A 12,873-nucleotide genomic window follows, 5' to 3' on the forward strand; every position below is an offset into this window, starting at 1 on the left:
GTCATGCAAAAGAAAGTTGATGGACGGATCAGTGGCTGCTCGCCTGATCCGCCCCGATCCCGGTCTCCGCGCGGACCCGTTGCGCCTCATAGCCGGAGCGGTCGACGACGCCCCGCGCGCTGCGATCGGTGACCGACACCAGCCAGATCGTCAGGAAGGCGAGCGGCATGGAGAAGATCGCCGGCGAGGAGTAGGGGAAGATCGGATCGGCATGGCCCAGCACCGCCACCCAGACGGCGGGGGACAAGATGGTCAGCACCAGTGCCAGGCCCAGTCCCAGGCACCCTCCCGCGACCAGGCCGCGCGTGGTCGCACCGCGCCACAGCAGCGACAGCAGCAGCACCGGGAAATTGCCCGACGCCGCGACCGCGAAGGCGAGGCTGACCATGAACGCGACATTCTGCTTTTCGAACAGGATGCCGAGCGCGATCGCCGCGACCGCCAGGACCAGTACGGTCCGTCGCGATACGCGAAGCTCGGCGGCGCTGTCCGCCTGCCCCTTGCGGAACACGGTGGCATAGAGGTCGTGCGACACCGCCGATGCCCCCGACAGCGTCAGTCCGGCGACCACCGCCAGGATCGTCGCGAAGGCGACGGCCGAGATGAAGCCGAGGAACAGGTTGCCGCCGACCGCATGCGCCAAGTGGATCGCCGCCATGTTGCCGCCGCCGATCAACGCGCCGGCACCGTCCAGATATTGCCGGTCGGTCGCGACCATCACGATCGCGCCGAAGCCGATGATGAAGGTCAGCAGGTAGAAATAGCCGATCCACCCCGTCGCCCACAGCACCGAGGTCCGCGCCGCGCCGGCATCGGGCACGGTGAAGAAGCGCATCAGGATATGCGGCAGGCCGGCGGTGCCGAACATCAGCGCCATTCCGAAGGATAGCGCGCTGACCGGGTCCTTGATGAAATTGCCCGGCCCCATGATCGACCGGCCCGCCTCCGCGGCGGCCGACGCGCTGTCCCCCGCACGCGCGGCAAGCATCGTCTTCACCGCCACCGCATCGGCGAACATCGCCTCCGGCGAGAAGCCGTAGCGAGCCAGCACCATCACCGCCATGAAGGTGGCGCTGCCGAGCAGCAGCACCGCCTTGATGATCTGGACCCAGGTCGTCGCGGTCATGCCGCCGAACAGCACGTAGAGCGTCATCAGCACGCCGACGATCACCACCGCATATTCATAGCGCAGGCCGAACAGCAATTTGATCAGCTGGCCCGCGCCGACCATCTGCGCGATCAGGTAGAAGAGGACGACGACCAGCGTGCTGACCGCCGCGAAGCAGCGCACCGGCGTCTGCGCGAAGCGGAAGGAGGCGACATCGGCGAAGGTGTAGCGACCCAGATTGCGCACCCGCTCCGCCATCAGGAACAGGATGATCGGCCAGCCGACCAGGAAGCCGATCGAATAGATCAGCCCGTCATAGCCGTCCTTGAAGATCTGCGCCGAGATGCCGAGGAAGGAGGCGGCGGACATGAAGTCGCCCGCGATCGCCAGCCCGTTCTGGAAGCCGGTGATGCCGCCGCCCGCCGTATAGAAGTCGGAGACGGTGCGCGTCCGCCGCGCCGCCCAGCGGGTGATCGCCAGGGTGAAGGCGGCGAAGGCGGCGAACATGGCGATCGCCGTCCAGTTGGTCGCCTGCTGCACCGTCTGCCCGGTCAGGGCGTCGGCACCGGCGATGCCCGGCAGGCCGAGCGCCAGCACGGCAAGGATGATTCGCTTCACGCCTGGTGATCCCGCACCAGCGCGGCGACTGCCGCATCGAAATCGCGATTGGCGCGGTGGACATAGATGCCGGTCAGCGCGATCGCGAGCAGGATCAGGGAAAAGCCCAGCACGATCCCCAGCGAGGTGACCCCGCCGGGATGAATGGGGCGCGCCAGCAATGTCTTGTCGAAGGCGACGAGCAGGATGAAGCCGAAATAGGCGGCGAGCATCACGGCGGTCAGTGCCAGCGTGAACCGCCCGCGTCGTTGCAACAGCGCGCCATAGCGCGGGTCGGCCGCGATCCGTGCCGCCCGATCGGTTTCCCCCACACCGCTCTCCTCATCCCGTCCCGACCGATGCTTCGGCTTGGTGGCGGGATCATGCGGAAAGCAGCGCGGGACGCAAGGATTATTCCGCTTCGGACTGATTTCCGGCTTCGGGCAGCGGCGGTGCTGCATCGTCGCCGCGCTTGGCGCGCGCCGTCATGCCGGTCGCCGAGGCATCGTCCAGCATCTGCTGGTCGACGCTGCGCTCCGGCGGCGGCGGCGGGGCAGGCTCCGCCTCGGCCATGTTGGTGTCCGGCTCGGCGATGTTGGCGACGGGCTCGGTCGGCTCGGGCGTCGGTTCCGCGACGGGTTCGTCGACATAATTCTCGGTCGGTGCCGGCTCGGGCTCGGAGCGCGAGCAGCCGGACAGGCCGAGGGCGAGAAGGCTCGCGGCCGCGATCGGCAGCGACAGGCGATGGATGGTCTTGCGCATGGAAACGGTCCTACACGGCAGGTCTATGGGTAGGCGAGCGACTTATCGCGCCGCCAGCGACTGGCGCGCGGCGGACCGCGCCTCGATCTTGCTCGCCAGCGTCGCGTCCCAGCCATAGGGATCGTCGCGGAAGCCGACCACGCCGTTCGCATTGGCGAAAGCGGTCCAGTAGAGCAGATAGACCGCGACCGGCTCCGCCATGGTGGCACGCACCGTCTTGCCCGAGGCGAGGACGCCATCGACCGCCGCCGGCTGCCAGTCCGGCGTCGTCTTCAGCATCAGCGCGGCGAGATCGGCCGGCTTCTCCAGCCGCACGCAGCCATGGCTCGCCAGCCGGTCGAAGCGCGAAAAGCCCGACTGCGCCGGCGTATCGTGCAGATAGACGGCAAAATCGTTGGGGAAGTCGAACTTGAAGCGGCCGAGCGCGCTCTTCTCCGAACTCTGCTGGAGCCGCTTGCCGCCATTGCCGGTGTCGATGATGCGGAAGCCGCTGCGCTTCAGATAGCCGGGATTGGCCTTTTCCTTCGGCCACAGCTCCTTGTTGGCGATCGACTCCGGCACGTTCCAGGGCGGGTTGAGCACGACACTGTGGATCGAGGACACCAGCATCGGCGTCTCGTTGCCGGGGCGGCCGGTCACCGCCTTCATCGACAGCACCGGGGCGTCGCCGTCGAAGACGGTCAGCACGGCGGCGGCGATGTTCACCTGCACGCGCTTCTGCTCCAGGTGATCGGGCAGCCAGCGCCAGCGTTCCATATTGGCGGCGATCTGGCGCATCCGCGTCGCGACGGGCACGTTGAGCGCGGCGATCGTCTGCGCGCCAACGGTGCCGACCGGGTTCAGGCCATAGCGGCGCTGCGCGCGGCGCACCGCGTCGAGCAAGGCCGCGTCGAAGCGGTTGCCAGTGGCGGTGACGGCGGGGTCCTCCATCGCCAGCCGCTGGCGGAGCGCGGCGACGCCGGGGCCGCTCTTGCCATAGGCCATGTCGGCGGTGGCGACGAGCGGCTGCCAGCCGCCCGCCGCGGCCATCGCGCGGTAGCGGGCAAGGCCGGCGACCAGCGCGTCATAGCCCGCATAGGGCGGCGGCAGCGAGGCGATCCAGGCGGCCAGCCGATCGCGCTTCACCGCCTCCGCAAAGGCGGGCAGGGGATCGTAGCTTTGCGGCCGGATGCCCCAGTCGCGCTGGAAATCGCCCGGGTCCAACCGGCCGACATGCACGGCATGGGCATGATCCAGCGCGATGCGGACCAGCGCCTCGGGCGATGATTCGGAGAGGTCGCGCGGCGCCCCCTGCCGCAGCCCTTGCGCGATTTCGTCGCGCGCGATCAACTGGGCGAGCTGGCGGGCCTGGGCTTCGCTCAGCGTCGGTAGCGTGACGGGCGCGGCCGGCGGGGCGACCGGCTGCATCACCGTCGGCGCGACTGGCGGCGGGACGATCTGCGGCGTGGTGGCCGGCACCGGTGCCGGCATGACGGGCGGTACGACCTGCGCGACGGCGGAGGTCCAGCTGGTCGCAAGCAGCGCGCCGAAGCCGATGGCGCGTGCCCCGTGGCGGCGGACGGACGAACGCGCCCGGCCATCCCAAATCGTCATGGTCTGAAAGTCCCTGCCTGTCATGCCGGCCCCTGTGCCCGGCCCAATACTACGCCAAGCTGAACGAGCGTACAGATGGTTCGATGCCTCGATGAGCCCAAGACGCGCTATGCCAGCCACGCTGCGGCATGGATGCCACAGACAGGGTCGCTCATTGCGTCTGCACATCCTCCGCCGAGACGGCATAGCCGCCGTCCAGCCAGCGCACGACTTCGGCGGCGACCGGATGATCGATCGCGGCATAGCGGGCGCGGGCGGCGCTGCGCCGCTCGGGCGACAGCCGTTCCAGGCCGCTATCCTCGAAGCTCAGCAGATCCGCCTCCAGCATCGCGGCAAGCGGTTCGCCCGCCACCGCCGCGGCCGCCGCCCGGAACGCGGCCATGTAGCGATAGTCCGGGTCCGCATAGAGGCGCGGCAGGGTCAGCGCCGGGATGCAGCCGATTTGGGGCTGGAGCGCCGGGTTGATCGCATGACCCGCCAGCCAGCGGGCATTCTCCGCCGGCCGGCCGGTGAAGCCGCGCAGGTGCAGATGCGTCGACATGCGGGGACCGTCATTGACCGGCCAATTGTCCCACAGCCACGGCTTGCGGCCGAGCCGACCGGCGACCTCGGCGAGATGAGCGGGATCGATGGCGCGCGCGCAGACCTCCTCGCCCGTCCAATAGACCTGGATGGCGGGGTCGAGCCGGCGGCCAAGCTCCTCCAGATAGCCGGGCGGACGCTGGCCGAAGACCCGGTCGAGCACCCGGTCGTCGCTATAATAGCTGGGACAGGTGAAGAGGCGGGTCGCCTGGCTATGCTCGGCGCAGAAGGCGACGATCGCGGCCTGTCGTTCGGCCAGGTCGGGCAGGTCGCCGCGCATGTCGTCGAACAGGATGGCGAGATCGTCGATGCCGATCGCGTCCAGTTGCGCCAGCCGCCGCGCCAGCGCCGCGCGCCCCTCCGCCCCGAAGTCGAGATGCAGGTCATAGGGGGTCAGGCCGATGCCGAACCGCATCCCGGCGGCGCGCGCATCGGCGGCGAGGCGGGCCAGCGCCGTCGCCGTCTCGACCGGATGTTCGCGCCGCCAGTCGCGGCGCAGATGGGCGTCCGCCTTGGGCGCGTAGTGGAACAGGCCATATCCCGCCGGGGCCAGCCGCTCGACCACGGCGCGCCGTTCCGCCCAGGACCAGGCGGGACCGAAATAGCCCTCGATGATGCCGAGTTCGGGGAGGATGCGGGCCGGTTCGATGCGCGTCATGGCCGGGGGCATCGCGCGGGACGCCGCGTCTGTCCAGCGGGTTGCGGGCCGGATTCAACCAGCTATAGCCGGCGGGATATAGAAGGATGTCGCTCGTGCCGACCCGCCGTCAATTTGCCCTGTCCCTCGCCGCCACCCTGCTGCTGCCCTCCGCCGCGATCGCGGCGCCGGCGCGGCCGCCGCTGACGGTGTTCGCCGCCGCCTCGCTGACCGATGCGCTGCAGGCGGTGGCGAAAGTCTATACCGCGCGGACCGGGCAGCCGGTGCGTTTCTCGTTCGAGAGCAGCGGCACCGCCGCGCGCCAGATCGCGGCGGGCGCGCGGGCGGACCTGTTCCTGTCGGCGGATAGCCGGTGGATGGACGATCTGGCGGGGCGCAACCTGCTGGCGGCGCGGCGCGACCTGCTGGGCGGCCGGCTGGCGCTGATCGCGCGGGCGGGCAGCAATGTCCGGCTGCGGCTGCGACCCGGCGCGCAGCTGGCGGCCGCCCTGGGGACGGACGGGCGGCTGGCGGTCGGCGATCCGCGCTCGGTGCCGGGCCGGGCGGTACGCGCAGGCGGCGCTGACCCGGCTCGGCCTGTGGTCCTCGGTCGAGCAGCGGCTGGCACCCGCGCAGGACGTGCGCGCGGCGCTCGCCTATGTCGCGCGCGGCGCGTCCCCGCTCGGCATCGTCTACGAAAGCGATGCCTATGCCGATCGCACCGTGCGGTTGGTGTCGCTGTTCCCGGCGGCCAGCCATCCGCCGATCGTCTATCCGGTCGCGGTGCTGCGCGGCGCATCGGCCGGGGCGAGCGACTTCTACCGCTTCCTCGGCAGTGGCGCGGCACGGTCGATCTTCGCCCGCTATCGCTTCCGCCCCTTGGGCTGAGCGATGCTGCTGACGCCCGAGGAGGGGCAGGCGCTGCTGCTCAGCCTGCGCATCGCGGGATGGGCGACCTTCTGGGGGATGATCGCGGCGACGGCATTCGCCTGGCTGCTGGCGCGGCATCGGTTTCCGGGGCGGGTGCTGCTCGATGCGCTGCTCCATGCGCCGCTGATCCTGCCGCCGGTGGTGATCGGCTTCGTGCTGCTGATGCTGTTCGGCGCACAGGGGCCGATCGGGCAATGGCTGGATGCGACCTGGGGGATCAGGCTGGCCTTCACGCCGGCCGGCGCGGCGCTGGCGGCGGGGGTATCCGCCTTTCCGCTGATGCTGCGCGCGGTGCGGCAGGCGATCGAGGCGGTCGATCCCCGGCTGGAGGAAGCGGCGCGGAGCCTGGGCGCGGGGCCATGGGACCGCGCGGTCACCATCGTCCTGCCGCTGGCGCTGCCCGGACTGATCGCGGGCGGGGTGATCGGTTTCGCGGCGGCGTTGGGCGAGTTCGGCGCGGTCATCACCTTCGCCGCCAATATCCCCGGCGAGACCCAGACCCTGCCGCTGGCGATCTATTCCGCCTTGCAGGTGCCGGGCGGCGAGGGGGCGGCGTTGCGCCTGTCGCTCCTGTCCTTCGCGGCGGCGCTCGGCGGATTACTGCTCTCGGAACTGCTGCTGCGGCATGGCCGGCGGCGGGCGGGGCGGTGATGCGCGTGGCGGCGGTGCGGCGGCTGGGGGACTTTCGCCTGTCGGTCGCCTTCGAAGGGCCGGAGGACGGCGCGACGATCCTGTTCGGTCCCTCGGGCGCGGGCAAGTCGGCGACGCTGGCGGTGGTCGCCGGACTGGCGAAGGCGGAACCGGCGCTGGTCGCGATCGGCGATCGGGTGCTGACCGACACCGCTTCCGGCCGGTTCGTGCTGCCCGAGCGGCGACGGATCGGCATCGTCCATCAGGATGCCCGCCTGTTTCCGCATCTGAGCGTGGCGCGCAATCTGGCCTATGGCCAGCGCCGCGCCGGCGGGCGCGACCGGATCGCGGCCGATGCGGTGATCGACGTGCTGGCGATCCGCCCGCTGCTGGACCGCGCCCCGCGTGACCTGTCCGGCGGCGAGCGACAGCGCGTGGCGCTGGGGCGGGCGATGCTGAGCCAGCCCGACCTGTTGCTGCTCGACGAACCGCTGTCCGCGCTGGATGCGGCACGGCGCGAGGAGGTGCTGGCCTTCATCCTGGCGCTCAAACGGCGCTTCGCCCTGCCGATGCTCTACGTCACGCACAGTGCCGAGGAGGCGCGCGCGCTGGGCGATCATTGCGTGTTGATGGCGGCTGGGGGCGTGACGGCGCAAGGAATGCCGGCCGACCTGCTGCCGGCGCCGACGCAGCTGGGGGAAGTGGTGGCACCGGGCGTGGTGCTGATCGCGGGGCAGCGCATCGCGGTGCCGGGCCTCGATGCGCCGATCGGTACGGCGCTGCGGCTGGAGCGATAGCGGAATATGCGACATGGGTCAGGGCATCGCCCGCCCCCATGCGCCATCGGGGCTTTCGAGCGTTACCTCACGCCGCCAGGGCGAGCTGCCACGCCTCCGCCTTGGCGAGCGCGGCGGCATCGTCGACATCGATCCAGTCAAGATCGCTGCAATCGACGACGCCGGCACGCCCCCGATCAGCGAGCATCCGCATCCCCTCAGTCAGCGACGGCGCGTCGAGGCTGGCGAGCGCGGCGAACAGCCCTTCGCCGATCGCGAAGACGCCGGTGTCATAGGCATCCGCTTCGGCCAGCCCCTTGCCGATCGCGACGATGCGGTCGCCCCGGGTGCGGACCCAGGTGACGTCGTCGGGGTCGACCCAGGGATGGCCGATCCGCCGATCGATACCGAGCGTCGCGCCGTCGCCCACCTCCACCGCCGCCATCCGCGCGTATAGAGCGGGCATGACCAGATGGTCGCACATCGCCAGCACCGCCGGCCGGCCAGAGAGGCGCGGCGCGGCGGCGAGGACGGAGACGCCATTGGGCTGGTGATGGTCGCGCGTCATCACCGTCTCGACCGTCAGCGGCCAGCGACGCGAGGCCAGATGATCCTCGATCGCCTCCGCGCCATAGCCCAGCACGACGATCGCGCGCGACAATCCCGCGTCCGCCAGGCCGGTCAGGGCATGGTCGATCAACGGCCGCCCCGCCACTGGGCAGAGCGGCTTGTACGGCGCATGGGTCCGCAACCGGCTGCCATGGCCGGCGGCGAGCAGGACGGCGGTGTCGATCATGCCCTATGACCTTCAGGCGGCCGCGATGAACTTCTCGACCTCAACCTGGGCGATGTCGTCGGTCATCTGGGTGCGCGGATGCTTGCAGAAATAGGCGCTGGCGGGATCGATCACGCCCTTCAGCCCACGGTCCTTGGCGATCTTCGCACAGCGGATCATGTCGATCGCGACGCCCGCCGAATTGGGCGAATCCTCGACCGACAGGCGCAGCTCCAGGTTCATCGGCACGCCGCCGAACAGCTGGCCCTCCATGCGCAGGAAGCAGACCTTGTTGTCGTTCTGCCACGGCACATAGTCGGACGGGCCGATATGGACATTGTCCTCCTCCAGCCGCTCCGCCGCGACCGACTGCACCGCCTCGGTCTTGGAGATCTTCTTCGACTCGAGCCGGCGATGGTTCGACATGTTGAGGAAGTCGGTGTTGCCGCCGGTGTTGAGCTGGTAGGTGCGGTCCAGCTTGACGCCGCGCTTGGCGAACAGGTCGGTCAGCACGCGGTGGACGATGGTCGCGCCCAGCTGCGCCTTGATGTCGTCGCCGATGATCGGCACGCCCGCCGTCTCGAACTTCGCCGCCCATTCGGGGTTGGAAGCGATGAAGACCGGGATGTTGTTGACGAAGGCCACGCCCGCTTCCAGCGCGCATTCCGCGTAGAATTCGGTCGCCTGCTGGCTGCCGACGGGCAGGTAGTTCATCAGCACCTCGGCCCCCGACGCCTTCAGCTCGGCGACCACATCGGCCTTGCTCGGCTGGGTGTCGTTGGCGACGATGAAGGTGCGGTCGTCCTTGTAATCGGCCATGTGGTCGGCGACGCCGTCGAGCACCGCGCCCATCTTCACGACCGTGCCGGTCGCCGGGATGGTGGCGGCGAACACGGCGGTGCAGTTCGGCTTGGCGAAGATCGCCTCGGCCACGTCCTTGCCGACCTTGCGGCTGTCGACGTCCCAGGCGGCCACCACCTTGATGTCGGAGGGACGATAGCCGCCCATCTCCCAGTGCATCAGGCCGACGAGGTCGTTCGCGCCCTCGCGGTAATGCTCCAGACCCTGCACCAGCGAGCTTGCGCAATTGCCGATGCCGATGATGGCGATACGGATGCTACCCATTACTGACCTTGTTCCTTGACGAAGAAACGCGCCGGTTCTGCCGGCGACGTTGGATTATGTGTTGAAAATTGCAGGAGCGCGCGCTCGACCCGGCGGTGCCAGGCGAGGCCCGCGATCGCGACCAGCGTGAGCGGCACGATCTCGATCCACCAGAAGATGCGCGGATCGCCGATCAGGCAGGCGAGGAAGATCGCCAGCACGCGGACATTGGCGGTTTCCAATGACAGAAGCTTCATCGGCGCGGTCGCGCGCATACCATAGATTTGCGCCAGGGCGCTCGGATCGGCGCTGGAGGCGAGCTTGCGCTCGAACGGCCGCGCCAGCCGGCCGGGCAGGCCGGCGAGGCGGTCATATTGTCGTACCAGCCAGCTGCCGCCGGCCGACGTCCCGCCCTCGGCGATGCCCTTGACCCGGCGGTGGAAGCGGGTGCGTTCGCCCTCGTACAGGCTCGACTGCACGGCATGGGCCGCCCCCGCCGCGATCGCCAGTGCCCAGCCGCCGGGCGTGCCGACGCGCAGCGCCAGCGCGACATAGATGAGGATGAAGACGCCGTGGTCGCACACCCCGTCGAGCAGCCGGCCGAGCGCGCTCGCCGTGCCGGTGGCGCGGGCGACCATCCCGTCCAGCCCGTCCGCGACCAGCCACAGGACCGACAGCCCCAGCCCGAGCAGCGCCATCGCGTCCGAGTCGAACCGCGAATAGGACAGTGCCGCGCCCAGCCCGATCAACAGTCCCGTCACCGACACGGCATTGGCGGAAACGCCCATACGCAGGGCGTAAGGCAGCAGCCGCCGGCCAAGCGGATGAATCAAAAGGAGATTGGATGGATCCTCGATCCGGCGATCGCGCGATCCATCCGGTGGAGGGACTGTCATAGGAGGGTCACATTGCTCCCCGCCCGCGCGGTTGGCAAGATGGCAGAAACGTCACGGTACGTTGTTTTCCAACTCCTCCAGCCAGATACGCGCGGTGCCGTCGGACGGCGCGCGCCAGTCGCCGCGCGGGCTGACCGCTCCGCCGGCCGACACTTTCGGCCCGTTGGGAAGGGCGGAGCGCTTGAACTGGCTGGTCTGGAAGAAGCGGTGCAGGAACCGTTTCAGCCACAAGCGGATGGTCGGCAGGTCATAGGCGATGCGCGCATCGGCCGGGAAATCCTCCGGCCACCGCCCCGCCTCGACGTCGCGCCACGCATGCCAGGCGAGGAAGGCGATCTTCGATGGCGCCAGCCCGTGGCGGAGCACGTAATGCGCGAAGAAATCGTTGAGTGCATAGGGGCCGACGCGTTCCTCGGTCGACTGCATCGCGCCGTCCGCGCCGGCCGGTACCAGTTCGGGGGAAATCTCCTGCGCCAGGATGCCGGCGAGCACGCGGTCCGTTTCCGCATCATATTGCCCGGTGCGGATGCACCAGCGGATCAGGAACTGGATCAGCGTCTTGGGCACGCCGGCATTGACGGCATAATGGCTCATCTGGTCGCCGACGCCATAGGTGCACCAGCCGAGCGCCAGCTCGCTGAGGTCGCCGGTGCCGAGCACCAGCCCGCCGCGCTGGTTGGCGAGGCGGAAGAGATAGTCGGTGCGCAGTCCCGCCTGCACATTCTCGAACGTCACGTCATAGACCGGCTGCCCTTCGGCGAAGGGGTGGCCCATGTCGGCGAGCATCTGCCGCGCGGCGGGGCGGATGTCGATCTCGTCGGCGGTGATGCCCAGCGCGCGCATCAGCGCCCAGGCATGGGCCTTGCTGGTCTCGCCGGTGGCGAAGCCGGGCATGGTGAAGCCCAGGATCGCCGAGCGGGGCCGCCCGATCCGGTCCATCGCCTTGGCCGCGACGATCAACGCGTGGGTCGAGTCGAGCCCGCCCGACACGCCGATCACCAGCGTCTCGGCATGGGCGGCGGCGAGACGCTTGGCGAGGGCCTCGACCTGGATGTTGAACGCCTCGTAGCAATCCTCGTCGCGCCGTGCCGGGTCGTTGGGGACGAAGGGGAAGCGGCGGATGTCGCGGCGCAGCCCCAGGTCGCGGACATCCTCGCCATGGGTGAAGCCGATGCGGCGGAAGCGCCGTTCGGGATGGTCGAGCGCGGCGGCGGCGTCGTTGAACGTGCCGAAGCGCAGCCGTTCCTGGATCAGGCGCTCGCAATCCACGTCCGCGACCAGCAATTGCGGTTCGGTGGCGAACCGCTCCGACCCGGCGATCAGCTCGCCCAGTTCATGGACCAGCCCCTGTCCGTCCCAGGCGAGGTCGGTGGTACTCTCGCCCGGCCCGGCGGCGGAATAGACATAGGCGCAGACCGCGCGGGCGCTTTGCGCGGCGGCGAGCATCGCGCGTTCGCGCGCCTTGCCGATGACGATGTTGGACGCGGACAGGTTGCAGCAGATTAAGGCGCCGGCCAGCGCGCCGGCCGTGGAGGGCGGGGCGGGGGCCCAATAATCCTCGCAGATCTCCGCATGGACGGTGAAGAAGGGCAGGTCGCTGGCGGCGAAGATCAGGTCGGTGCCGAACGGCACCTCCTCCTCGCCCAGCATCATGGTCTGGCCCGACAGGCCGAGCGGCGAGGCGAACCAGCGCTTCTCGTAATATTCGCGATAGTTGGGGAAGAAGCTCTTCGGCACCACGCCCAGCACCCGACCGCGATGAACGGCGACGGCGCAATTGTAGAGCCGCCCGTTCCGCTCGATCGCCGCCCCCAGCAGCAGCAGCGGCTTCAACGTGCGGCTGGCGTCGCGCACCGCGGCGATGGCGGTCAGCGTCGCCCGTTGCTGCGCGCTTTGCAGGTGGAGATCGTCGATCGCATAGCTGGTGAGGTTCAGCTCGGGATAGACGACGAGGTCGCAACCTTCCTCATGCGCGCGGGTGGCCATGGCGATGGCGGTCTCGGCATTGGCGATCGTGTCGCCGACCGTAGCGCGCGGCGTCGCGGCGGCGACGCGGATCATGCGGTGACGGTGCAGCGCGAAGAAGGGATGCTGGGTCATGCCGCACGCGATACCGCGATGGCGGGGCGATGCATACTTATGCGTATGGATTGGGCGGGGCGCCAGCGGCCGAAAGGGCGGTCTACTTAAGAGCGGCCACTGGTTATTCCTCATTTGTCCCGGTGATGCCAGCCAGTTCGCAGGCGCGCAAAATACGTTGTTACACCATAGTTTGGTAGTTTATATTAGGGTTTTTACTAATTTTCTCGACGGTGTTGCATGAAGCGGTAAAATTTCATGAGAATGATCCAAAATGGAAAATACTAAAGTCTTGCTTATACTGCGATATGTCAAAATTGTATGACAAAAAATAATAAACGGATCAAATTGCAAATTATTAACAAGAGGTTGATGGTTGCCAATAAAGGTTATTTATTTATAAA

Annotated in this window: 12 protein-coding genes and 1 pseudogene; 4 read left to right on the top strand and 9 right to left on the bottom strand. The window is 68.8% G+C overall.

Features of this window, described 5'->3' with window-relative positions; translation table 11 throughout:
- Positions 1-28: 28 nt before the first annotated feature.
- The 5 genes from QE452_RS04825 to QE452_RS04845 all read right to left on the bottom strand — a co-directional run bounded on the left by QE452_RS04825 (position 29) and on the right by QE452_RS04845 (position 5,300).
- Positions 29-1,726, bottom strand: a complete 1,698-nt coding sequence (locus QE452_RS04825) for a cation acetate symporter (RefSeq protein ID WP_309659787.1) — start codon at positions 1,724-1,726, stop codon at positions 29-31.
- Complete coding sequence (locus QE452_RS04830) at positions 1,723-2,037, bottom strand: DUF485 domain-containing protein (protein WP_309659786.1); 315 nt, start codon at positions 2,035-2,037, stop codon at positions 1,723-1,725. Before QE452_RS04830 ends, QE452_RS04825 begins: the two co-directional genes overlap by 4 nt.
- A 79-nt stretch (positions 2,038-2,116) precedes the next feature.
- Entirely contained in the window at positions 2,117-2,467 is a 351-nt protein-coding gene (locus QE452_RS04835) for a hypothetical protein (protein WP_309659785.1), read from the bottom strand.
- A 42-nt stretch (positions 2,468-2,509) separates the two neighbouring features.
- Positions 2,510-4,060, bottom strand: a complete 1,551-nt coding sequence (locus tag QE452_RS04840) for a murein L,D-transpeptidase (protein WP_405052733.1) — start codon at positions 4,058-4,060, stop codon at positions 2,510-2,512.
- 151 nt (positions 4,061-4,211) lie between these two features.
- Complete coding sequence (locus QE452_RS04845) at positions 4,212-5,300, bottom strand: beta-N-acetylglucosaminidase domain-containing protein (RefSeq protein ID WP_309729673.1); 1,089 nt, start codon at positions 5,298-5,300, stop codon at positions 4,212-4,214.
- Positions 5,301-5,386: 86 nt separating this feature from the next.
- On the opposite strand from QE452_RS04845, the pseudogene modA (QE452_RS04850) reads away from it, so the two are divergent.
- The 4 genes and pseudogenes from modA (QE452_RS04850) to QE452_RS04865 all read left to right on the top strand — a co-directional run.
- Positions 5,387-5,776: pseudogene (gene modA / locus QE452_RS04850) on the top strand (molybdate ABC transporter substrate-binding protein); the annotation flags it as partial.
- Positions 5,745-6,167 carry a molybdate ABC transporter substrate-binding protein gene (modA, locus tag QE452_RS04855; RefSeq protein WP_309729676.1) on the top strand — a complete coding sequence of 141 codons (423 nt, stop codon included), beginning with the start codon at positions 5,745-5,747 and terminating at the stop codon, positions 6,165-6,167. The pseudogene modA (QE452_RS04850) and the gene modA (QE452_RS04855), both read left to right, overlap by 32 nt.
- Positions 6,168-6,173: 6 nt before the next feature.
- Positions 6,174-6,860 (top strand): molybdate ABC transporter permease subunit, encoded by a 687-nt coding sequence (modB, locus tag QE452_RS04860; protein WP_405052788.1) that lies wholly within the window; start codon positions 6,174-6,176, stop codon positions 6,858-6,860.
- The gene (locus tag QE452_RS04865; RefSeq protein WP_309659781.1) at positions 6,860-7,636 is read left to right on the top strand and encodes an ATP-binding cassette domain-containing protein; all 777 of its coding nucleotides are present in this window, start codon (positions 6,860-6,862) and stop codon (positions 7,634-7,636) included. The genes modB and QE452_RS04865 overlap by 1 nt, the downstream gene beginning before the upstream one ends.
- A 67-nt stretch (positions 7,637-7,703) precedes the next feature.
- Here the strand turns inward: QE452_RS04865 and QE452_RS04870 are convergent, their stop codons facing one another.
- The 4 genes from QE452_RS04870 to QE452_RS04885 form a co-directional block, all read right to left on the bottom strand.
- On the bottom strand, positions 7,704-8,411 hold the full coding sequence (locus QE452_RS04870) for an NTP transferase domain-containing protein (RefSeq protein WP_309659780.1): 708 nt from the start codon (positions 8,409-8,411) through the stop codon (positions 7,704-7,706).
- A 12-nt stretch (positions 8,412-8,423) separates the two neighbouring features.
- Complete coding sequence (locus tag QE452_RS04875; protein WP_125994611.1) at positions 8,424-9,515, bottom strand: inositol-3-phosphate synthase; 1,092 nt, start codon at positions 9,513-9,515, stop codon at positions 8,424-8,426.
- The gene (locus QE452_RS04880; RefSeq protein ID WP_309729679.1) at positions 9,515-10,282 is read right to left on the bottom strand and encodes a CDP-alcohol phosphatidyltransferase family protein; all 768 of its coding nucleotides are present in this window, start codon (positions 10,280-10,282) and stop codon (positions 9,515-9,517) included. Before QE452_RS04880 ends, QE452_RS04875 begins: the two co-directional genes overlap by 1 nt.
- A 159-nt stretch (positions 10,283-10,441) precedes the next feature.
- The gene (locus QE452_RS04885; protein ID WP_309659778.1) at positions 10,442-12,490 is read right to left on the bottom strand and encodes an NAD(+) synthase; all 2,049 of its coding nucleotides are present in this window, start codon (positions 12,488-12,490) and stop codon (positions 10,442-10,444) included.
- Positions 12,491-12,873 lie beyond the last annotated feature (383 nt).

This window comes from Sphingomonas sp. SORGH_AS_0438 (genome assembly GCF_031453475.1).
Lineage (GTDB): Bacteria > Pseudomonadota > Alphaproteobacteria > Sphingomonadales > Sphingomonadaceae > Sphingomonas.